Raw genomic sequence first — 22,526 nt, forward strand, 5'->3', positions numbered from 1 at the left:
GTCCGGTAGTTCAGTTGGTTAGAATGCCTGCCTGTCACGCAGGAGGTCGCGGGTTCGAGTCCCGTCCGGACCGCCATATTTCTTCCAGCAAGGAGTGTCTTGCTGTTGATATATAATATTCTTGTGTGGCTCAGTAGCTCAGTCGGTAGAGCAATGGACTGAAAATCCATGTGTCGGCGGTTCGATTCCGTCCTGAGCCACCATTTTTTCATTGTCTAAAAAACTGTCTCTATTTTAAGATGGAGGGGTAGCGAAGTGGCTAAACGCGGCGGACTGTAAATCCGCTCCCTCCGGGTTCGGCGGTTCGAATCCGTCCCCCTCCACCAGTGAGAATGGCGGTCGTGGCGAAGTGGTTAACGCATCGGATTGTGGCTCCGACACTCGTGGGTTCGATTCCCATCGATCGCCCCATACATATTATTATTAATGGGCTATAGCCAAGCGGTAAGGCAACGGACTTTGACTCCGTCATTCGTTGGTTCGAATCCAGCTAGCCCAGTCAGTTTTTAATGCGGGTGTAGTTTAATGGTAAAACCTCAGCCTTCCAAGCTGATGTCGTGAGTTCGATTCTCATCACCCGCTCCATTTACATAAATGGGCCTGTAGCTCAGCTGGTTAGAGCGCACGCCTGATAAGCGTGAGGTCGATGGTTCGAGTCCATTCAGGCCCACTTTGTTCCGCAGTAGCTCAGTGGTAGAGCAATCGGCTGTTAACCGATCGGTCGCAAGTTCGAATCTTGCCTGCGGAGTTTTTATTTTTTCTGGGGAAGTACTCAAGAGGCTGAAGAGGCGCCCCTGCTAAGGGTGTAGGTCGCGTAAGCGGCGCGAGGGTTCAAATCCCTCCTTCTCCGTCGTATATAAAGAAAGTTTTAATAATGAAACCTATTACTCGTTCAATAAGATAGCACAGTCCGATGAGAGGTTTTCTTTCTCAAAGGATAAAAAACAGAAGGTTGTAACAACCTTCTGTTTTTTTTATGTCTCTTTCATACTTTTTCTTTTCGAAAATCATCGCTCTATTTTCTGCAAGACTACATATGAGGGGGAGAGTCACTAGTTGCTTGAGACCTAATTAATAGATGAGCGTGAGGCATTCTCTATGCAGAAGAATGAAAGTTGTCTATATTTTGATCTTTAGTGAGGAAGATTCAAAGAATGAAATTATTGTAAAAAACATATAGACATTATATAAAAGGTGCGTTATAATCCCATTAAACATATAAAACTTATAAGAATGCTTGGTTATTCTAATCTCATGTAAATACATTCTAAGGACCTATCAGACAACTGAAGGGGCCGGTTATCTTAGAAAATGCAGGTAGAAGAGCATCTTTGTTGGGAATGGGGAGCCGTGAATAACGAGCAAAACAGGGGGAGGAAAAATGTCTGAAAAACAGATTGATAACCAATGGGTTGAACGCATTCTTCAGTCATTGGAAGGAATAGAGTACGGATCAGTAGAGATCGTTATCCACGATTCACAGATTACGCAAATTGACCGACTGGAAAAACGACGGTTTTCTATAAAAAAATCGAGCACTAGAAAGACAAAAACCAGCAAACATTCAATAAAAGCCGATCAGACATACTGAAGGCAGACTTTTTTAACCGTTAGTTGTTAAAAGTAGTCTGCCTTTTTTATATGAAATCAAACAAGTGGGAGAGAGGTTCTAGAAGATGCAAAATAGAAAAGTTATATCTAAATTATTAATAAGCATGACAGCAATGGCAGCGATTTTAGCAGGCTGTGGTGATTCAAAAGCAGGAAGTGAAAACAGCGCTTCATCTTCAAAGAAGCCGGTTGAGCTGTTAAATGTGTCCTACGATCCAACTCGTGAATTATATGAGGGGTTTAATAAAGAGTTTGTTGCTCACTGGAAAAAAGAAACTGGTCAAAATGTAACGATTCAGCAGTCGCACGGCGGTTCTGGCAAGCAGGCAAGAGCGGTTATTGATGGGCTTGAAGCAGATGTAGTAACACTTGCACTTGCAGGCGATATTGATGAAGTAGCTAAGAATGGTCTAACGGCTGAAGATTGGCAGACACGTCTTGATGATAACTCAACACCTTATACTTCAACCATTGTGTTTCTTGTTCGAAAAGGCAATCCGAAAAATATCAAGGATTGGGAGGACTTAACGAAAGAAGGAGTATCAGTCATTACGCCAAACCCGAAAACATCGGGCGGGGCACGTTGGAATTATCTTGCAGCGTGGGCCTATGCTGATAAACAATTCAATGGTGACGAAAAGAAGATAAAAAAATTCGTCAGTAGCATTTACAAAAATGTGGAAGTATTAGACTCAGGTGCACGTGGAGCAACAACAACGTTTGTAGAACGAGAAATTGGCGATGTACTAATCGCCTGGGAAAATGAAGCCTTTCTCTCTTTAAATGAATTAGGGAAAGATAAATTTGAAATTGTTGTTCCTTCAATCAGTATTTTAGCAGAACCTCCAGTTGCAGTAGTAGATAAAGTAGTGAAGAAAAAAGGCACGAAAGAGGTGGCGGAAGCTTATCTCAAATATTTGTACACAAAGAAGGGGCAGGAAATTGCAGCGGAAAATTATTACCGTCCGCGTGATAAAGAAGTATTGGAGAAGTACGCTGACCAGTTCCCAGAGATTAATCTCGTAACGATTGACAAGGACTTTGATGGCTGGAAAACAGCTCAGAAAAAACATTTTGATGACGGCGGAACATTCGATGAAATCTATCAGCCGAAACAATAGGAAGTGTATCTCTAAGACGGCGGTCATATTCCGCCGTTATTATGATTATTTGAAATGCAGGTGAAGAGATGGCAAAAAAGAAGTGGAGATTCAAAAAACATAGTATTTTACCGGGGTTTGGGCTGTCACTCGGCTTTACGATGCTCTATGTCAGTCTGTTGGTTCTTTTGCCACTTTCCATGATCTTTGTAAATGCTGCCTCGATGAGCTGGTCTGACTTTTGGTCAACAGTAACTGAACCGAGGGTGATCGCTTCCTATAAATTAAGCTTTGGTGCCGCTTTTTTTGCGGCCGGAATTAATATGATATTCGGTGTGTTGATTGCCTGGGTGCTCGTCCGCTATTCATTCCCGGGCAAGCGCATAATTGATGGGTTGGTCGACTTACCATTTGCGCTTCCAACTGCTGTTGCCGGCATCGCTTTAACTACTTTGTATGCGAAGACGGGCTGGATTGGCCAATTTTTATCATTTAAAGTGGCATTTACTCCACTCGGTGTTACGGTTGCTTTGACGTTTATTGGATTGCCATTCGTCGTGCGGATGGTGCAGCCGGTACTACAAAATTTTGATAGAGAGACAGAAGAAGCGTCGGCCATTTTAGGAGCGAACCGGCGCCAGACCTTCATGAAAATCATCATCCCAGAGATATTGCCAGCTGCTCTTACTGGCTTCTCGCTTGCATTGGCTCGTGCTCTCGGTGAATATGGTTCGGTCGTCTTCATTGCCGGCAATATGCCGATGAAGACTGAGATCACGCCACTTCTCATTATGACAAAGCTAGAGCAGTATGATTATGCGGGAGCAACGGCTATTGCGGCAGTTATGTTAATTATTTCATTTATCATGCTGCTTTTAATCAATGGCATGCAATGGTGGATGAATAGAAAGTTTGCTCATAATTAAGGAGGCATATGAATGGCTGGTCATATTCCATTGACGTATGGCAGTAGGAAAGCGGCAAAGAAAGCCGCAGAGGAGCCACTTTTTGTCCGTATGGTGCTCATAGGTATCGCTATTGTATTTTTATTTTTATTTCTCTTATTGCCGCTTGCGGCCATTTTTATAAAGGCATTTGAACGAGGGATTCATCTTTATGCGGCATCTATTACTGACTCAGACGCACTTGGGGCCATTAAGCTTACATTGCTCGTTGTCTTGCTAACCGTACCGGTTAACGCTTTGTTCGGAATTGCGGCAGCTTGGGCGATTACAAAATTTGATTTCAAAGGGAAAAGCTTGCTGACTACAATTATTGATTTGCCATTTGCGGTGTCACCGGTTATTGCCGGGCTCGTATTTGTCCTTCTTTTCAGCACACATGGATTATTCGGCGATTTTTTGTTCGCCCACGATATTAAAATTATTTTTGCGGTGCCAGGTATTGTTATGGCTACACTATTTGTTACTCTTCCATTTATTGCGCGCGAACTGATACCGTTGATGCAGTCCCAGGGGGCGGCAGAGGAAGAAGCATCTTTAACGCTTGGAGCCGGCGGGTGGAAAACATTTTGGCTAGTGACGCTACCTAATATTAAATGGGGATTATTATACGGCATTATTTTATGTAACGCGAGAACTATTGGCGAATTCGGCGCTGTGTCGGTCGTATCTGGCCACATTCGGGGATTAACAAATACGATGCCGCTTCATATTGAAATTTTATACAATGAATATCAATTTTCTGCGGCGTTTGCCGTTGCCTCGTTGATGTCCATATTAGCGATCGTAACACTTATTTTAAAAAATATAATTGAATGGAAAGCCAATCAACATAGTTAATGGGAGGATCATCGTATGAGCATTCACATAAAAGATGTATCAAAATCATTCGGCTCATTCAATGCGCTGAGTAATATTACACTCAGCATCCAAACAGGGGAGCTGGTTGCATTACTCGGGCCATCGGGGTCGGGAAAAACGTCCCTTCTGCGTATCATTGCTGGTCTTGAAGAAGCGGATAGCGGAATGATTTTATTCGGCGGTGAAGATATGACTCACATTCGTACAACAGAGAGGAAAGTCGGTTTTGTTTTCCAGCATTATGCTTTGTTTAAGCATATGACTGTATTCGACAATATTGCTTACGGATTGAGAGTTCGTCCTAAAAAAGAGAGGCCGTCTAAAAAAGAAATAAACGAAAAGGTAACGGAGCTTCTTAGTCTCGTTAAGCTGGATGCATTGGCAGATCGGTATCCGTCCCAGCTTTCCGGCGGGCAGCGCCAGCGTGTTGCTTTGGCAAGGGCACTCGCCGTAGAGCCGAAGGTGCTGCTGCTTGATGAGCCATTTGGAGCGCTTGATGCGAAGGTGAGAAAAGATTTGCGGCGTTGGTTGCGCCGATTGCATGATGACTTTCATATTACGAGTATATTTGTGACACATGATCAGGAAGAGGCACTTGATGTTGCGGATCGCATCGTGGTAATGAATGAAGGGAAAATCGAGCAGATCGGCAGTCCAGAAGAGGTATATGACCACCCGAACAGCCCATTTGTGTATGATTTCTTGGGGAATGTTAATTTATTTCACGGCAGGCTGGAGAACGGGAAGCTTCTCAATGGCAAAGTTGAACTTGATGTGCCAGGCATCGATAATAAGGAAAATCGACCAGCTGTTGCTTATGTGCGTCCACATGATGTAATGATTGAACGGGAAAGTATAGCGAAGGATGCCGTTCAAGCAAAAATTGTTCATATTCATATTGTCGGCAGGACTGTCCATATTGAACTAAAACCCAAAGAGATCGAGCAGTTTCTTGAAGCAGAACTAACGAAAGAACAATATGGCGAGCTTGGTTTAAAAGTCGGGGAAGAGGTTTTTGTTCGGCCTAATCAATTAAAAGTCTTTATTCCGGAGGATTACTCGATTTAATAATCAAGCTCTGCCATGACAAGTTTATTCGGTACCTTAAAAAAATTCCTCTTAGAAAAGAGGAATTTTTTATAAGAATACAAATGTATAAGTGTTCTAACGGTTAAGCCGGGCTTGTTATTAGTAGAAGCTTAACCAATAGACCTACGCTGTTTTGGCCTTCCCAATTAGGTAAACCGTATTTAAATTATTCGAAAAATAGATTCGAAATATATATTTATTCATATACAGATACTAAGAATTAGCGCAAAGCTAGGCTAATTTTAGCTGGAGGAGTTAAAGTTGGTATGGTTTGTTAAATAGTTATTTACTCATTGGGAATCTTTATTCTCTTTCTTCCCGGTTCTTTTTTCCATTTGAAAATCTTATTTAAATAATTGTAAATGGTTTTGCTCTCTTTCGTCATAAGCGGGCCTAAAATAGCCAATATAAGCACGTATAGGGCTGTGAAAGGCGTTAAAATAGGGTTTAAGCCTGCTGTAATTCCGAGGTTGGCAACAATGATGGAGAATTCTCCTCGTGCCATAATAGTTAAACCGATATTAGTGGAAGCTTTGTGGGACAGTCCGGCTTTTCTCCCTGCAATCATGCCAGCAACAAAGTTTCCGACAATGGTAAGCAAAGCCGCACCTAGCGACAACCAGAAGGCGCCAGCTAATGTAGAGGGGTCAATATTCAGTCCAAAGCTGAAGAAAAAAACAGCCCCAAAGAAATCTCTAAAAGGAACTACTAGATGTTCAATCCGGTCACGATGTTCCGTTTCGGAAAAGACTAACCCTAGCAGTAAAGCACCGATTGCTTCAGCAACATGAAGAGTTTCTGAAAAACCAGCCACAAAAAACAATGAAGCGAATATAACGATAATGAAAATTTCGTCTGATTTTATATTTAACCATTTATTTAATAGAGGTGCGCCTTTTCGCGCAATAACAAAGAACAATAACATATAACCGACTGAGATAAGAACGGAAGTGGCAATACCGAGGAAAGAGGTAGAACCTGCAAGCAAGACACCTGACATGGTGGTCAGAAATAGAGCCAGGAAAATATCGTCAAATAAAATCATTCCAAGAATTAATTCTGTTTCCGGATTAGCTGTCCTTTTTAAATCAACGAGTACTTTTGCTACGATTGCGCTAGAGGACACGCTAAGCAGTCCGGCAATAATCAGGGATTCGATCCACGGCATCCCTGTGAGTACCCCGTAAAGAAGCCCTAAAACAAAATTAAGAGACACATAGATACTCCCGCCAACTACAATATCCCGTCCTGATTTCATCAGTTTTCCGACTGAAAATTCCAGGCCCAAATAGAATAGGAGGAACAACACGCCAATGCGTCCTAAGAATTGAATAATCTCATTGCTTTCAATAAAGGTTAAGTCAATAATCCCAATCGTTGGAGCATGTGGCCCAACGACCATACCAAGAACAATTAAGAATGGAATAATGGAAAAGTTAAGCTTGTTTGCAAGAATGGCTACGATGGAAACGAGAACAAGTGCAGTACCGACTTCAAGAACTAGATCGTTCATCTATATTCCTCACCCCTTGTTAGATAGTAGATTTTTAATAAGCTCTTTTAACTGAGTTCTTTCTCCTGAGATGATTAGGATGTCACCTGCTTCAATAACTGTGTCAGGGCCTGGATTGTGGGTTTTTTTCGTGTTTTTCTCTTTAATAGCAATAACATTCACGCCGAAATTGCTTCGGATATCAACCTCACCAATGGTTTTATTAACAGCCGGAGCCCCTGGTTCTACCTGATACCATTCAATAAGTAAATCATCAAAAGCAAAGTCTACCGTTTCCAAGGCTTTAGGATTGTAAGCCATTCCACCTAAAATCCCGGCGATTTGTCTTGCTTCTGCATCGCTGAACGTCGCACTGCTTATGACCTCATCATGATCTTCTGAGTCAAAGTGGTAAATTTCTCTCCGCCCATCATCATGAATAACGATGACTAGCTTATCTTGGTTTTTTGTAATAATTTCAAACTTATAGCCAATGCCTGGCAGTTCGCTTTCTCTAATATTCACTTTAGAATTCCTCCTTTAAATGATTGAACAATGGATTAAGGTTGTTTTAAAGGTTGACATCGATTTCTGTTCTAATTTTCTCATCTTTGGAAATTCCAAGATATTTAAGAGTCTCAGAGGGGGTGGAATGGTTAAAATGCTTCTGGAGAAGAGAAATGGCAACTCCTCGTTTATAAGCATGATAACCAAAGGTTTTACGCATAGAATTCGTGCCGATTTTCCCTTTTATACCTACTGCTTCTGCGGCATGATGGATAATGCGATAAGCCTGCTGGCGCGTGATCGGCTTTTCAGTTTTGGGAGACTTGAATAAATAATCATCACTCTTCAGATGGCTTGATTCGATATAGTGCAAAAGGGCTTTTTTTACTTTGTGGTTGAGATAGATCTCTTTCGTCGTTTTCAGTTCTTTATAAGGAAGTAGGAAAAAATCTTTTAGGCGGTCTTCTTCTACTACATCCTCTACTTTGATAGCTAATATTTCCGTGATTTTCAAGCCGGTATTAATGCCGAAGACGAAGAGCAGATAGTCTCGTTCCGAATGTTTTTTTAAATATTTTTTCATGGAGTTAATTTGCTTTATATCCCTTAGAGCCTCTACATATTCCATATGATTATTCTCCTTAATCCATGTTACTTAATACTAGTTTAAAATATAATTAAGTAACATGCAAATATTCTCTCTTATTTATAGGATCTACAAAAAGAGGCCGACCAATCACTAGAGCTGCCTCGTTTGATAATTGTTTTTTTGAATTGCTTTATTATGATGAAAAACTCGGTGTTCTGTTTGCGAACAGCAAGAGATCCTGTATTTGATTCATACAGGATCTCCGTTTTATTTTGAGAGTGGCATACATTTGAACCTGTTTATAGGCTAGAGAGCTGCTTGCCAATCACTGCTAAGTTCAGGTAAACAGTAAAGGTTTTCCTAGAAATACATGATCTTGATAAAACAGTATGCTAACTAACAGGTAGTTCAACGACAAAAGTCGTTCCTGCTTTTTTTGTGCTGCTGACACTGATATGACCGCTATGAAGCCTGACAATAGAGGAAACAATGGAAAGGCCGAGTCCCGTTCCTTCCACTGTTCGAGAGCGGTTGAGGTCGGCCCGATAAAAGGGATCAAATATTCTCTCTAATTCTGCAGGGTTCAATCCTATTCCTGTATCCTCAAAGGTTATAAAGGCGGCTGTTCCTTTTTGTATAATGGAGATATCAATATTACCGTTAGGTTTATTATATTTAATGGCATTTGACAGAAGGTTATCCCAAACCGTGTTGAGCAAAGAGGGATCGCCAACGACCTGTATATCTGGCAAGGAGTAGCTGAGCATAATGTCTTTTTCGCCAATTTTCCATTTATAGCTTTGCACTAACTCCTTTATTTGTTGGCCAACATTGAAAGGTTTTTTCTTCACAATCTCTTCATTTCGGTCCAATGAGGCGAGCAGCAATAGTTGTTTAGTCAAAGTGGAAAGCCTCCGAATTTCACTGTTAATGACAGAAATGTAGGAGGATCGTTCCTCCGCGCTTATTGAATCGTTGTCCACTAAATTTGTATATCCTTGTATATTAGATAAGGGAGATTGGATATCATGCGAAATGTTTGAAATAAATTCTTTCCTTATGTCATCCATCTGTTCTAGTTTTCTCGCCATCCGTAAAAAACTGTTTGAAAGCTCTCCTAGTTCGTCGTGCCGGTTAACGTCCAGTTCCACATTAAAATCGCCATTTGAGAGTGATTTCGTGGCGGAAGTCAAATGGGAGATAGGCTTTACTAAATATTTCGTGCTGAAAAGGACCATGACAATGCTTAAAGCAATTGTAAATGCCAGCAGCCAGCCGAATAGGAGGTGCATTTCATTAAATAGGAGCTTAATATCTGGTCTGAGAAACAGGGCATAATTTTTTTTGTTATGTGTCAGCGGGACGCCGATCGTATTCTTTAATTCATTAGCGAAAAATCCTGTTACAAATGTTTCCTGGGGGAAATAGAGAATACCATGATAAGTCCTACCTTGCAGTACCTGCTCTTTGGTAAAAGTAGAGAGGTTTTTGACTCTGAAAGGAGCACCAAAATAAGTTTCATGACCGGAATCATCAACCAGATATAGTTGATACCCGACGGAGGAAATATTTTGCAGATACTCTTCCAAATCCATATCGGGGTGCTTATCAGTAAATGTAGCGATGCCAAGAGCAATTTTTGTATTTTTTTGATCGTTATAGGGCTTTAATTTTTGCTGGTAATACGTATTAGAGATGAAAAAAGCAAGGAGGCTGCTGATTAGCATAATTCCAATCGTCACCCCAACAAATTTCATATAAAGGGACCTCATGAGTGCTTCGTCTCCAATAAGTAACCAACGCCGCGAACAGTTTTGATTTGAAAATCAGCCGCCAGCTTAGAAAAACGTTCTCTAAGCCTTTTTATATGGACATCCACTGTTCGTTCGTCCCCTTCATAATCTACTCCCCAGATTTTTTCGATGAGCTGATCCCGAGAAAACACTTGCAGTGGATTCGAGGCGAGAAAGAATAATAATTCGAATTCCTTTAAGGGCAAAAGTATGGTCCGACCTTCAATTTGAACTTCATAGCTTTTTTTATTTATGCTTGTATGTCCGATACGAATGAGCTGCTCATCTTGTTGAGGATTGTATCTTCGCAATAATGCTTTTATGCGGAACAGCAATTCCTTTGGATCAAAAGGCTTGACGAGATAGTCATCTGTTCCTGAGTCAAATCCTTGTTCTTTATCTTCGATTTGATTTTTAGCTGTTAACAGGATGATGGGAATGTTGTACTGCTTGCGCAGCTCTTTTGTTAACTCATAGCCGTCCATGTAAGGCATCATCACATCTATAACGGCCAAATCGCAAGTTTCTTTATCAAACAATTGGAGGGCTTCCATTCCATCTTTTGCTTGAAATACCCTGTATCCCTCTTTGCGTAAGTGAATATCGATCAGCTTTAAAACATTGATGTCGTCATCGGCAATTAGAATATTTGTCATAATATTTACTCCTGTAAAATCGATTTGGTTCTATTAGTCATTAGTCAAAGCAACAATGCCTTCAGTTACTACAAAGATCCGGATTCTTGTCTAGTGTTGTCCTTTATAATAAACGTTCATTCCATTTATAAAAAATAGCCCAGCACAGTATGTCCAGGCTGCTGAATAAATATTTAATATCACCTTGAGGGCAAGAGTCCTATCTTCTCTTTATGAAATGAGCCCGTCGCTCATCTTTATAATGCGGTCAGCATAAGAAAGCATCTCTTCATCGTGGGTTACGAGCAAGGTTGTAATATTGAGTGTTTTAGTTAAACGCTGGATTAACCGCATGACGTCTTTGGATCTTTTCGAATCTAAGCTTGCCGTTGGTTCATCCGCAAAGAGAACTTTAGGTTTGTGGATAATGGCGCGAGCAATAGCAACCCGTTGTTTTTCTCCTCCTGACAAGGAGGCGGGATAAGCATGCTTCCGATGCTCCATTTCTACTAGCTTTAACACTCTATCAATTTCTCTTTTTTGTTCGTGTTTCTTTAATTCTGTTTCTGAAACATCGAGCATAAGCATGAGTTGTTCTTCTACGGTAAGAAAGGGAACCAGATGGGCAAATTGAAAGATGAATCCAAATTTGTTCGCCCGTATTTTCCTGATTTGCTCTTGACTCATGGCATTTATATTTTTCCCTTCGAATAATACCTGGCCATCTGAAGCAGGCTGAAGTCCGGCCGCTATCGTAAGAAGGGTACTTTTTCCAGATCCTGAAGCGCCTATTAGTGCAGTAATCTCGCCTTCTTGAAGAGAAAGATTCACCCCTTTTAATACTTCTTCCTCTACTTCGCCGTTAATAAATGTTTTTTTTACTTCATCAATCATAAAAATAGCCATATTATACCTCTCCTTGCTGAATAGCTTGTAGCGGTTCAATTTTTTTGATTTGTATTCCTGAAAGTGTTGCGCCAATAAATCCAATAATGAGAAACACAACAGACAATTGCATCGTTGTTTCAAGTGTTAAACTGAAAGGCATGCCTTCAGGGGAAATCATTGTAAAACCTTGACTGAGCACAACAGATAAGATAAGGGCTGCAACTGTAATGACAATCATTTGTGCCCACATCATCTTAAACAGCGTCCCTGTCTTTACGCCGATCGCTTTTAAAATGCCGTATAATCCGACTTTTTGGACATTCATCATATAGAAGAAAATAGCGAACAACATTCCGCTTATTACGACTAAAAACCAAACAATCATATTGAGGGACATTTGCTCTGCACTGTAGCTTGGAATAGTATTAAGAAACTCTTTCTTTGAAAAAGCTCGTAACCCTGTTATTGCCGGGGCTTTGTCTTCTTCAGGTACAAACATCAACTGCATCTCATCCACCCGGTAAATTTCTTTATAGTTCTCAATATTAATAAAAGCGACAGGTGCATGGCTGAATTTCTTCTGATTAACAAAGCCTTTGACAACGAACTTGCCGCTAAATTGGTTGTTCGTTAAAATGTCCCCGACTTTTATTCCCTTAGCTTTCATTGAGCTATCCAGCACTACTTCGCCATCTTGGACGTTGGTAAATAACTTTGAAGTAGTGGAAGCAACGAAAGCGACGCTTTGTTGTTTGCCGTTTTTATCATTTAAAAAGCCCATTTGAATCGAGAAGGCCACAGCCTTATCATAGTCATTTAATACCTTATTCTGGGTATCGCTATCTATCTTTGACAAATTATAGGTGGCATCTGCATTTGCTTCCATATAAAATTGGCCGTCTGGCAAATCCTTAATTAAGGCAGCATTGTCCTGGGATAATCCATTTGCCAATCCAGAAATAATGAATGTGAGAAAGCTAACTAAAAAAATGATGGAACCTAAAATCGTAAACCGCACTTTATTTTTTTTAATTTCTTTCCATGCGATGTTCATCATCATTCCTCCAATCCTTTATTTAATAACTCCAGTTTATCTGCCTTATGTGAACGGCAGATGAACAGAAAATTACATTTTTAGAATATAGGGATAGCGTCTTTAGCGTTCAGCTATAAAGTCTGCAAAAGTAAAAAAGTCGCAATGCAAGCACTTGAAAATTCAATGAATCTTTCTTTGTTAGCTCATTTTCATAAAGGGAACAGAGCACAATATCTCCCTTGAAAATTTCAATGCTATGGTCGATACGATCAATCGCCCCAATGATTACTTGAAGTAGATAAATGTTAGTTTGAAATATCAAGAAAAGGGAATGATGGAGACATATAAAGAAAAGTTCACAAGGAGGGATTTTTATGACTAACAATCATGGGAATAACGATAAAGTACCTTCTCAAGAAAAGGCTCAAAGCAGCGGGGCAGCTTCGGCTGGGGAGCTTGCTGAAGGCGTTTATCAGGAGCTTGGAAAAAATGAAGAAGTGGGTGATAAACAGAACAACTCCCGCAGCAATATGAGCAATGAAGAATACGGGAACAAAAATGGAGAAGCACCAACAGAGTAATCTGATGAGAGGGATCCCCGCTTTTTGAAAAAACGATTGGATAAGGCATTATCAGCGTACGTTTCACATTTCAGAAACTCGCGATAATGCTTTTTGAATGTATTTCAGTGAGCAATAGAGGGAAAGAGACTGCTTTGTTAATTTACACAAAATTGTAACCAATGATAAAAGATTTGTTGACCAAATAATAGGTAGCCACTTATAATCAAATTAGTTATTAGCCAATTTAGAAATTTTAGAAAATAATAAAGAAGTTAATTGTAACCAATCTGTGGGTTTATCATGAATAAGAGAGGCGAGGCCGAGAGAGTTGCTGACACGCTCACATAAGGCTAATAGCCTATAGAGTAAATAACGGTTCACTTAGCAATGACTAGAAATTAAAATAATTACAAGCTCATAGTTATTTAGTGAAGTAGGGGGCTATATTGACGACGGGGAAAATCTGTCAATATGGCCTCCTTTTTATTGGATAAAAGTAAGTCTTTGTATCTATATGAGTTATGCCTAAGCCCTTCCTATCTGCAAATTTCTAGTTCTATTTGATAGAGGAGGCTTAGCGAAAGGGCCATGAAGAGGAGAATGATCCCTGCTGAAAGAAGCAGCAACGGATGAAAAACTCCTTTTATTATGAAAGAGTCATTGGTAGCAAAGGGACGGTATATAACTGAGTGAAATGAAAGCGTTTTCCTGTAAATTTTCTATATCATTCAGTTTATATAGACTTACACCACAAAATATATGGGGGGATTTGTTTGGAGAACTTTGTAAATTGGTTTAATGGATTATTATGGAGTACACCTGTTGTTTATGCGTTACTCGGAGTGGGGTTGTTTTTCTCGATTTCAACACGCTTTGTGCAGGTAAGACAGATTAAGGAAATGATAAGACTTATGTTCCAGGGGAAAAAATCTGAAGCCGGGGTATCCTCATTCCAAGCTTTATCCATAGCGCTTTCGGGTCGGGTAGGAACCGGGAATATTGCCGGTGTGGCAACAGCTATTTTTTTCGGGGGGCCAGGTGCTGTTTTTTGGATGTGGGCCATCGCGTTCATTGGAGCTTCCAGCGCATATATTGAATCCACATTGGCACAAATCTACAAAGTAAAGCAAGATGGGCAATATCGCGGCGGTCCAGCTTATTATATTGAAAAGGGGATCGGATGGAAATGGTTTGCCGTTACTTTTGCTATTGCGATGTTTATTGCTCTTGCCATTCTTATGCCAGGGGTTCAGTCAAATTCAATTGCGACAGGAATTGATACGGCATTTGGGATTGATAAAAATATAACCGGGATTATTATTGGCCTTTTGTTAGCTGTTATTATATTTGGGGGAGTCAAGAGAATTGCGACTGCCGCCACCATTATCGTTCCATTTATGGCTTTAGGATATATCATTTTAGCACTCATCATTATAGCTATGAATATTACAGAGGTTCCAGCAGTTATTGCTCTTATTTTTAGAAGCGCTTTTGCCATGGATTCTGTTTTTGGCGGAATGATTGGAATGGCAATTTTGTGGGGAGTAAAACGCGGACTTTATTCAAATGAAGCAGGACAGGGAACAGGGGCGCATCCAGCGGCAGCTGCCGAGGTGTCACATCCGGCACAACAGGGATTGGTTCAGACATTTTCTGTTTATATTGATACATTGTTTGTGTGCTCAGCAACTGCCTTTATGATTCTGTTTACTGGAATGTACAATATTGAAGCTGAGAATGGTACCCGTCTTGTTGACAATATACCAAAAGTTGAGGTAGGCCCTGGGTATACTCAGGCTGCTATTGACAGCGTGTTTCCTGGGTTTGGTGCAGGATTTGTCGCTATCGCTTTGTTCTTCTTCGCTTTCACAACAATTATGGCTTATTATTATATAGCTGAAACAAACATTGCCTACTTAATGCGTGGCAAAGATAACAAGTGGGCGATGCTAGTGCTAAAATTTGTGGTAATCGCAGCATCATTCTACGGAGCTGCGAACGAAGCAACTTTGGCTTGGGCAATGGGAGACACCGGCTTAGGGATTACTGTATGGCTGAATATGATTGCTATTATTATACTTGCTAAACCAGCGCTAGTTACTTTGAAAGACTATGAAAGACAGAGAAAGCAAGGGATTGCAGATCCGATATTTGACCCTGTATCGCTGGGAATTAAAAATGCTGATTACTGGGAGAAGGAATACAGAAGAGAAGGAGAGCCGACCTCGCCTAAGAGAAAAGTTGAATAACAGTTTGTTTAAGAAAAGGAAAAGCATCCTCTGCTTTTCCTTTTCTTTCTTTTATGCATCTATAATTCTGAGGGGTGTCCACAAGGGGCCCATTCAGCAAGACTTTCCCGTAAATAAAGAACTTATGCCAGTAGATAAAGTTGTTTCAATATTTAGGTGCCAGGCCCTCTGATTGTTCACTTTCCCAGAAGTGAAAATCTTCGGAAATATTAGCATGTAAATAAATCGATAGTTTGATCAGTGATCATCCGGCCAGCAATCTTTATATTTTTACGCAATTGGAAAAGTATTTATGTATCAGCTTTCTTTGCAAAGCACAGGGAGAAGCCAGAAGGAAAATCACCATGGAATATCCATTTTTATAAGAGGGAGTTTTTAGGACAACGGTTTAATTTTCGTTTAGCTGTTTTAGAAAGAAGGGAATAACTAAAATTTTTTCTATGAGTAATAATTTTTTTTTTTGACAACTTCAATCGTTGATAAAATTATTCGACTATTTATGACAATTATTCATAGGGTTTCGTTCCTTTATTTGGTAAAATATCTTTTCTTATTTGTATGAATTTTATTTTTTGAAAAAACATTTTTTAAATTTGTATTTCACTTTATTGTTATATGCATGCTAATTGGACAGCAGATTTATAGCGAAAGGATAAGAGGAGGCTTTTTGGGGGAAACAGTGCTCAATAGAGTTAGAAATCCTGATTGAAAGAGGGATGGTATCTTTTTTTAAAAAAAATATAGAGATTTTTATCCTGCTTTCTTCAGTGATTTTTTCCTCTTTTTTCAAATCCTTTGTAGTTTAATGAATCGAGATGTTAGATATATTTAACTATAAAAATAATATTTAAAAATAATAATAGCTGTAATTTCTAAAAACATTTCAATCGTATAAATATTAAGAAAAATGTCGAGTTGAGTCATTTATTTTTTTCCTTTACACTAGGTGAGAAAATTTGAACAGGGAGAATGAAGTATGAGAAAAGAAATTTCAATCATCGGTGTTCCTATGGATCTCGGCCAAACGAGAAGAGGCGTAGATATGGGGCCAAGTGCTATCCGTTATGCCGGGTTAAGCGAAAGACTTGAAAATCTTGGCTACATGGTCCACGACGAAGGAGACATAAAGGTCGAGATTAAAGAAAAAACGAAAGCTGATACAGATCATAACTTAAAAAATTTAAGCGCTGTCGCAGAGGGAAATGAGGCACTGAGACAAAAAATAGATGAGGTAATTGGCATGGACCGGTTTCCGTTGGTTTTAGGGGGAGACCACAGTATTGCTATTGGAACATTGGCAGGTGTAGCGAAGCGCCCTGAAAATTTGGGGGTGATTTGGTATGACGCCCACGGCGATTTAAATACCGCAGAAACTTCTCCATCAGGAAACATTCACGGAATGTCTTTGGCGGTAAGTCTGGGACTGGGACATCCTTCCCTAACGAATATTGGCGGTTTTTCTCCAAAGGTAAAGCCTGAAAACGTGGTTATTATCGGAGCTCGCTCTTTAGATCCGGGAGAAAGAGAACTGATCAAGGAAACAGGCATTAAAGTGTTTACAATGCATGAAATCGACCGTTTAGGCATGACTGCCGTGATGGAAGAAACGATCGCTTATTTAAAAGAACGCACGGATGGCGTGCACTTATCGCTTGATTTGGACGGGCTTGATCCAGAGGATGCACCTGGAGTGGGGACACCTGTAGCTGGAGGGATTAGTTACCGCGAAAGCCATTTAGCCATGGAAATGTTATCAGAGGCTAACATAGTAACTTCAGCAGAGTTTGTAGAAATCAACCCAATCCTGGATGAGCACAACAAAACGGCTGCAGCGGCTGTTGCATTGATAAGTTCCTTATTGGGAGATACATTGCTGTAATTTAAATAAAGCAGCTTAACAACCAAGAAAGCCATGAGCTTCTATAAAGCTAGTCAATCTTTTATGTAGCAAGAATCATAGATTTTTCTGCGGGCAGTTTATCAAAAAAGATAAAGGGCCCGCAAAATCGTAATAATCAATGGAATAACTCCTATACAAAAACGAAATCGTTTTCAAAATAACAAGCTAAAGGAGAGTTTGAATGAAGTCAGGAGAAAACCAAACACATGAATTAAAAAGAAGCATGAAAGCAAGGCACTTATTTATGATTTCTCTGGGAGGATGTATTGGTACAGGGTTTTTCCTTGGATCAGGTTATACTATTCATGAAGCTGGACCGACCGGTGCGATTCTCTCTTATCTAGTGGGCGGGTTCATCATGTATTTAACCATGCTTTGCCTCGGGGAATTGTCTGTTGCCATGCCGGTCTCAGGTTCATTTCAAACCTATACTACGAGATTTATTGGCCCCGCGACTGGTTTCTCTATTGGATGGCTTTACTGGTTTGGCTGGGCAGTGACTGTTGCGTTAGAATTTTTGTCGGCAGGCCAGCTCATGTTGAGATGGTTCCCTGATTCACCAGTTTGGATGTGGTGTGCTATATTCGCTGCTCTTCTCTTTTTATTGAATGCCCTGTCAACAAGAGCGTTTGCTGAAGCAGAATTTTTGTTCTCAAGTATTAAAGTGATAGCCATTATTGTGTTTCTCATAGTTGGCGGAGCTGCCATGTTTGGTTTAATTGATATGAAAGGTGGAGAAGAGGCACCATTTCTTTCGCGCTTTTATGCCGAGGGGCTTTTCCCTAATGGGATATCCGCCTTGCTAATAACAATGATTACCGTGAATTTCTCCTTCCAGGGTACCGAACTAATTGGGATCGCTGCCGGGGAAAGTGAAAATCCTGAGAAAACCATTCCTAAATCCATTCGACAAACAGTTTGGAGAACACTTTTCTTCTTCGTGCTATCTGTCTTTGTACTTGCAGGCATGATTCCTATGGAAAAGGCGGGAGTCATTGAAAGCCCATTCGTCGTTATATTTGACAGCATCGGGATTCCTTATGCAGCGGATATAATGAATTTCGTTATTCTTACCGCTCTTCTATCGGTTGCTAACTCTGGTCTTTATGCTGCGACACGCATGCTATACTCTCTTTCCGGAGAGAAGATGGCAAGCCCAGCGTTAGGAAGGGTAAATAAGAGAGGGGTACCGATGAATGCCTTGCTCATCACACTTGCAATAGCCGGTTTATCTTTGCTTTCAAGTGTAGTAGCGGCAAAGACTGTATTTGTTTGGCTGCTTTCCCTTGCAGGCTTAGGAGCGCAAATTGGCTGGATCGCTATTACAGCTTCCCAGCTTGCATTCAGAAGAGCGTATATCCGCCAGGGCGGCAAAGTGGAAGACTTAAAGTTTAAAATTCCTCTTTATCCGGTACTGCCGATCATTGCTTTGACTGCCAACTGTATCGTCATGATTAGCTTGGCATTTGATCCTGCGCAGCGCATGGCGCTTTATTGCGGCGGAGCCTTCTTTATTGGTTGTTACGTGGTTTATCACTTCAAAATGAAGAAAAAACAAATTTTCAATACAAATGAACAAGAGGTACAGCTAACACTAGATAAGAAAATGATTCTTAAGTAAAAAGAAAAGAGCTTTTTTAGTAGGCCAGCTTGTTTATTTAAATGAAAAAGCTGTTCTATAAGACGGAAATCCGGCTTATGGAACAGCTTTTTATTTTATTAACTAATGATCATTGAAGCAGGGGCTGGTGCTCCCAGAAAAGCAGTTAAAGAGAGGGCTCTTTCAACTGCTTTTTTGCCTCTATTTAGCAGCTTATTGTTGTAAAGTAGTTATTCTGTTTTCTTCCATCCTCTTTATTCGCAGATTCAAAATTAGTTTGCAAAATAAGTACATGGGGACAACGATCAGGTAAGTCTAACAATAAGCCAGGTTATCCTTTATATAAGGATGAAATGGAGAAACGTACCATATTTAATGATCAACGAAATTTATCAAGAATAGACAAAGGGGATAGATCAAGAATTACTTTGTGCAACTTTATTGAATGGTACAGGAATGTCTTTTCGAGAGTTTAATTCTATTGATTGGCGACATGCTGGCGTCTAAACTAAAAGAGATTGAAACTCATGTCGCTTTTGTTTGGGGATGAACGTTTGTTTATATTGCAGCATGTCAGTAGCTTAAAGACAGTATTCCATTTCGATTTAGTCTTTTATGACCGGGAAAAGTGGACAGCTGAGAATTGACTAATGTGGCTTTGGAGATACGAGGTTTCACATTGTTAGGCCATAGGGAGAAAACCTTTCTGCCATGACCATAGGCCACTGTCAAAAGGGGTAACCATAAGCCAGGCCTCAAAAGGAGAAGGAAAATGCCTGTTATTATACATGAACAATTTATTCAAGCACCGATTGAAGTATGTTTTGATCTGGCGAGGAATGTAAAGGTACATACACAAACGACACATCAGACAAACGAAAAAGCGGTTGGGGGCGTAACCGAAGGAATGTTGGAGGAAGGAGATATTGTTATTTGGGAAGCCGTTCACTTTGGTATTAAGCAAAGGCTGACATCCCAGGTGACATTTATGGAGAAGCCGAATAAATTCATAGATGAAATGGTACATGGAGCTTTTCACTCTTTTAAGCATATACATCAATTTGTTGAAAAAGCGGATGGCACATTAATGATAGATACGTTTCAATATAAGTCTCCACTTGGTATACTGGGCGTTATAGCTGATAAGTTATTTTTAGAAAAATACATGACTGCATTTATTATTTTACGTGCAAAGGAATTGAAAAAAATGGCTGAACGTGTTACCTAATATAAAGAGCAAGGGTTATGTTTTTCATCATCCCCTTGTTTATTGTATGATTAAATTGTTTCTGATGAAAAGGCAAACTTATTGAAAAATAAGGACGCAAAGCCACGGGTCTAAAGTTTACAGACAATGATAGCCGGGCTGCCAAATGAGAAAGACTTCCTCATTTGGGTGATTACGCAAATAAAAGGTAGGGACCGAAATTGATGGAAGAAAATGAAGAATTAAGAAAAAGCATTCAACGATTTTATGATTTACTAAAAAAACATCCGGATAACACCGATGCCGCTCACGATTTTGTCGCTTATTTGTGGTCTTTCTTAAAGATTCGATCTAAAGTGCCATTGCCGGCTGCTGAAATTATGACGCTGCTAAAAAATTATAAGCCGAATGTATTTGACGCATTAAAGAAGATGGCTGAAAAGAATTTGATGCTAAATATTTTAACGGAGTTGCCTGCAAATAATGAATCGGCAGAGGAAAGATTAGACGAATTTTTAAATGTTTAACTCATTTCTTATTTTTTCCCGATGGAGGATTAAACAGCTTGCTTGGTGGGTAAATAAGTTACAGAAGGTGGCTGCCTTCGAGGGTTAATTTGTACTCGATTAGACTGCTAGTAGAAATGAACAACATGGGTAAGATAGGAGGATTGTCAATGGATAAAAACGAAGTCATCAAAATGTTGCAAAATGCAAAGGATTTGTATGAGAACAAACAGATTGAAATAGCCTTAAAGAAGGACAACATTAATAAAGAGTCCTACATTAAAGGAGTGGTTGAAGGGCTTTCCATTGCCATTGCAACAATAGAGCAACAAGAAGGATAAATAGGCATATGCTTCCTCTCATATAAACAATAAAAGCTTTGCTCTTAGTGAGCAAGGCTTTTTCTCATGATAAAGTTAGTGGAAAAGGAATCGGTTCATATAAGAGTGGGGAGTAGTGGAATGCATGTGTTAAAAAAAGTAAATGATCTCTCTATTTAATGACTTCCAAAGGAATCATTGGTATTAATAAGAGTCGGTTGCAAAGTCCATAATATCATTGTGTTTCAAAAGCAGCACATAGTCGCCAGCCCAGGAGGTAGTACATTTGATTCTTACGCTATTAATCGTCGGCTTGGTTATTCTTGCTGTTATTCATTTTGTTTCTACAGAAAAAAAGGGACGAGCAGATAACAGGACGGATGACTTGGTGATGGAAAATGTGCCGAATTTAACAAAGGGGGACTTTATAATGGCTAAAAAAACATCTGAAGAGGTAACTGAACAAGTAGCTGAAAGAGTAGCGGAAAGAAAATTTGAAGAAGAGATTGGAGAAGAATTGGCGCCTTTAAGAAGCCAATTAGATTCTATGGCCACTGCCTTGAACCAACTCCAAAGTTCTCAACAACAATTAGGTTCTATCGACCAGCCTGCTACTATGCAAAACGAGCAAGCATCCCAATTGCTCCAACAGATGCAGCAATTTAGAAGACAAGCTCAAAGTCAGCAACAAGAGACGTTCCAGCAGCTTCAGCAAACAGTTCAACAAGCTGCACAAATGCTAGGGAGCGTGGGACAAACGTTGCAATCGTTTAGCATTCTAAACCAAATGACTCAACAAATTGATCAGTCTCAGCAACAATTGAAGCAATTGAGTTCTCAACAATACCAGCAAAATCAACAGAACCAACAGATGAATTCATCTCTTCAGCGCTGATTTTTAAAGTGCCCCATTTTTATGAAGGTAGGAATGGTCCCGCTGCTTTTAGCAAGCGGGACTGTTATTTTGTGAATAAAAACCTTTTGTCCATGAACCAGCATGAAAAATGGACCGACCCTTTCATAATAAGTGGAAGAGAGGGGGTAGATTCTTTGCTCATGCTTATCAAGAAGCCAAGCAAAACCAGTCATTTTACCTGCATACGTACAAGGCGTTATATCAACGCTATAAAAAGCCCCAGCTGTGAATGGGACTGACCCCTATTTTTGAGACAGGGATCAAAACACCTTTAAGCAGCCAGCTGCCGATATTTGACCGGTGGCTGGTTGTTTAGTTTCGCTTGAATACGGATATGGTTATAATAGTGAATATAGCTTTCGACAGTTTGCTCTACGATAGCCGTCGTAGTGCTTGTCAACTCGTCGAGATAGAACGTTTCAGACTTTAGCGAGGAATGAAACGATTCGATGGAGGCATTATCAGAGGGTGTCCCTTTCCGGGACATACTCATGGTAATGCCTTTTTCTTTGACTGCCTGCTGATAAGCATAAGATGTGTACACAGATCCCTGATCGCTGTGCAGAATGCATCCCTCTGGGAGGGGTGGCAGCTGGGCCAGCGTATGTAGCACAAAATCTATATTCTGGCAGCTTCCTAAAGAATAGGCAATGATTTCGCCGTTAAATAAATCCTGAATACTTGAAAGATACAGCTGTTTCT

Annotated in this window: 21 protein-coding genes, 8 tRNA genes and 1 riboswitch; of the genes, 21 read left to right on the forward strand and 8 right to left on the reverse strand. The window is 40.1% G+C overall.

Features of this window, described 5'->3' with window-relative positions; translation table 11 throughout:
- The first annotated feature begins 127 nt into the window (after positions 1–127).
- The 13 genes from ACH0BF_RS23880 to ACH0BF_RS23940 all read left to right on the forward strand — a co-directional run bounded on the left by ACH0BF_RS23880 (position 128) and on the right by ACH0BF_RS23940 (position 5,602).
- Positions 128–203: transfer RNA gene (locus ACH0BF_RS23880), tRNA-Phe, on the forward strand.
- Between the two features lie 38 nt (positions 204–241).
- Positions 242–326: transfer RNA gene (locus tag ACH0BF_RS23885), tRNA-Tyr, on the forward strand.
- A gap of 9 nt (positions 327–335) precedes the next feature.
- A tRNA-His gene (locus ACH0BF_RS23890) sits at positions 336–411 on the forward strand.
- Positions 412–427: 16 nt separating this feature from the next.
- A tRNA-Gln gene (locus ACH0BF_RS23895) sits at positions 428–499 on the forward strand.
- A gap of 12 nt (positions 500–511) precedes the next feature.
- Positions 512–585: transfer RNA gene (locus ACH0BF_RS23900), tRNA-Gly, on the forward strand.
- 11 nt (positions 586–596) lie between these two features.
- A tRNA-Ile gene (locus ACH0BF_RS23905) sits at positions 597–670 on the forward strand.
- A 6-nt stretch (positions 671–676) separates the two neighbouring features.
- A tRNA-Asn gene (locus tag ACH0BF_RS23910) sits at positions 677–748 on the forward strand.
- A 14-nt stretch (positions 749–762) separates the two neighbouring features.
- Positions 763–850: transfer RNA gene (locus tag ACH0BF_RS23915), tRNA-Ser, on the forward strand.
- Positions 851–1,381: 531 nt separating this feature from the next.
- A complete protein-coding gene (locus ACH0BF_RS23920) occupies positions 1,382–1,591 on the forward strand; it encodes a YezD family protein (protein WP_120032296.1) in 210 nt (69 codons plus the stop codon).
- Between the two features lie 85 nt (positions 1,592–1,676).
- Positions 1,677–2,732, forward strand: coding sequence for a sulfate ABC transporter substrate-binding protein (locus tag ACH0BF_RS23925; RefSeq protein ID WP_340853612.1), 1,056 nt, complete (start codon positions 1,677–1,679; stop codon positions 2,730–2,732).
- 68 nt (positions 2,733–2,800) lie between these two features.
- The gene (gene cysT / locus ACH0BF_RS23930; protein WP_120032292.1) at positions 2,801–3,637 is read left to right on the forward strand and encodes a sulfate ABC transporter permease subunit CysT; all 837 of its coding nucleotides are present in this window, start codon (positions 2,801–2,803) and stop codon (positions 3,635–3,637) included.
- Positions 3,638–3,649: 12 nt separating this feature from the next.
- Positions 3,650–4,513 carry a sulfate ABC transporter permease subunit CysW gene (cysW, locus tag ACH0BF_RS23935; protein ID WP_340853613.1) on the forward strand — a complete coding sequence of 288 codons (864 nt, stop codon included), beginning with the start codon at positions 3,650–3,652 and terminating at the stop codon, positions 4,511–4,513.
- A gap of 15 nt (positions 4,514–4,528) precedes the next feature.
- Entirely contained in the window at positions 4,529–5,602 is a 1,074-nt protein-coding gene (locus tag ACH0BF_RS23940; RefSeq protein ID WP_340853614.1) for a sulfate/molybdate ABC transporter ATP-binding protein, read from the forward strand.
- A gap of 307 nt (positions 5,603–5,909) precedes the next feature.
- On the opposite strand, the gene ACH0BF_RS23945 is transcribed toward ACH0BF_RS23940, so the two are convergent.
- From ACH0BF_RS23945 to ACH0BF_RS23975, 7 genes are all read right to left on the reverse strand, one after another.
- The gene (locus ACH0BF_RS23945) at positions 5,910–7,136 is read right to left on the reverse strand and encodes a cation:proton antiporter (RefSeq protein ID WP_120032286.1); all 1,227 of its coding nucleotides are present in this window, start codon (positions 7,134–7,136) and stop codon (positions 5,910–5,912) included.
- Between the two features lie 9 nt (positions 7,137–7,145).
- Positions 7,146–7,640: a cation:proton antiporter regulatory subunit gene (locus ACH0BF_RS23950; protein WP_340853615.1), complete on the reverse strand. Its 495-nt coding sequence runs from the start codon at positions 7,638–7,640 to the stop codon at positions 7,146–7,148.
- Positions 7,641–7,686: 46 nt separating this feature from the next.
- Complete coding sequence (locus ACH0BF_RS23955) at positions 7,687–8,250, reverse strand: tyrosine-type recombinase/integrase (protein WP_120032282.1); 564 nt, start codon at positions 8,248–8,250, stop codon at positions 7,687–7,689.
- Positions 8,251–8,603: 353 nt separating this feature from the next.
- The gene (locus ACH0BF_RS23960; RefSeq protein WP_340853617.1) at positions 8,604–9,983 is read right to left on the reverse strand and encodes a HAMP domain-containing sensor histidine kinase; all 1,380 of its coding nucleotides are present in this window, start codon (positions 9,981–9,983) and stop codon (positions 8,604–8,606) included.
- The gene (locus ACH0BF_RS23965) at positions 9,980–10,660 is read right to left on the reverse strand and encodes a response regulator transcription factor (protein WP_120032277.1); all 681 of its coding nucleotides are present in this window, start codon (positions 10,658–10,660) and stop codon (positions 9,980–9,982) included. The genes ACH0BF_RS23960 and ACH0BF_RS23965 overlap by 4 nt, the downstream gene beginning before the upstream one ends.
- A gap of 210 nt (positions 10,661–10,870) precedes the next feature.
- On the reverse strand, positions 10,871–11,545 hold the full coding sequence (locus ACH0BF_RS23970; protein ID WP_340853620.1) for an ABC transporter ATP-binding protein: 675 nt from the start codon (positions 11,543–11,545) through the stop codon (positions 10,871–10,873).
- Between the two features lies 1 nt (position 11,546).
- Entirely contained in the window at positions 11,547–12,581 is a 1,035-nt protein-coding gene (locus tag ACH0BF_RS23975; RefSeq protein ID WP_406910417.1) for an ABC transporter permease, read from the reverse strand.
- 356 nt (positions 12,582–12,937) lie between these two features.
- Here ACH0BF_RS23975 and ACH0BF_RS23980 point away from each other — a divergent pair, with 356 nt between their 5' ends.
- The 8 genes from ACH0BF_RS23980 (at position 12,938) to ACH0BF_RS24015 (ending at position 21,803) form a co-directional block, all read left to right on the forward strand.
- Positions 12,938–13,144, forward strand: a complete 207-nt coding sequence (locus ACH0BF_RS23980; protein WP_120032273.1) for a general stress protein B — start codon at positions 12,938–12,940, stop codon at positions 13,142–13,144.
- 755 nt (positions 13,145–13,899) lie between these two features.
- Complete coding sequence (locus ACH0BF_RS23985) at positions 13,900–15,375, forward strand: alanine/glycine:cation symporter family protein (RefSeq protein ID WP_120032270.1); 1,476 nt, start codon at positions 13,900–13,902, stop codon at positions 15,373–15,375.
- Between the two features lie 976 nt (positions 15,376–16,351).
- A complete protein-coding gene (gene rocF / locus ACH0BF_RS23990) occupies positions 16,352–17,254 on the forward strand; it encodes an arginase (RefSeq protein WP_120032268.1) in 903 nt (300 codons plus the stop codon).
- Between the two features lie 202 nt (positions 17,255–17,456).
- Positions 17,457–18,896, forward strand: coding sequence for an amino acid permease (locus ACH0BF_RS23995; RefSeq protein WP_120032266.1), 1,440 nt, complete (start codon positions 17,457–17,459; stop codon positions 18,894–18,896).
- A 751-nt stretch (positions 18,897–19,647) separates the two neighbouring features.
- Positions 19,648–20,103 (forward strand): SRPBCC family protein, encoded by a 456-nt coding sequence (locus ACH0BF_RS24000; RefSeq protein ID WP_340853625.1) that lies wholly within the window; start codon positions 19,648–19,650, stop codon positions 20,101–20,103.
- Between the two features lie 61 nt (positions 20,104–20,164).
- A riboswitch (cyclic di-GMP riboswitch) is annotated at positions 20,165–20,249 on the forward strand.
- A gap of 57 nt (positions 20,250–20,306) precedes the next feature.
- On the forward strand, positions 20,307–20,609 hold the full coding sequence (locus tag ACH0BF_RS24005) for a hypothetical protein (protein ID WP_120032262.1): 303 nt from the start codon (positions 20,307–20,309) through the stop codon (positions 20,607–20,609).
- 149 nt (positions 20,610–20,758) lie between these two features.
- Positions 20,759–20,929, forward strand: coding sequence for a hypothetical protein (locus ACH0BF_RS24010; protein WP_182916963.1), 171 nt, complete (start codon positions 20,759–20,761; stop codon positions 20,927–20,929).
- Between the two features lie 265 nt (positions 20,930–21,194).
- A complete protein-coding gene (locus ACH0BF_RS24015) occupies positions 21,195–21,803 on the forward strand; it encodes a hypothetical protein (RefSeq protein ID WP_120032258.1) in 609 nt (202 codons plus the stop codon).
- A 292-nt stretch (positions 21,804–22,095) separates the two neighbouring features.
- Here ACH0BF_RS24015 and ACH0BF_RS24020 read toward each other — a convergent pair.
- Positions 22,096–22,526: DDE-type integrase/transposase/recombinase (locus tag ACH0BF_RS24020; RefSeq protein WP_406910418.1), on the reverse strand; the 431-nt coding region annotated here is incomplete at its 5' end.

Origin of the sequence: Pseudobacillus sp. 179-B 2D1 NHS (assembly GCF_045370945.1) — a bacterium.
Lineage (GTDB): Bacteria > Bacillota > Bacilli > Bacillales > Domibacillaceae > Pseudobacillus.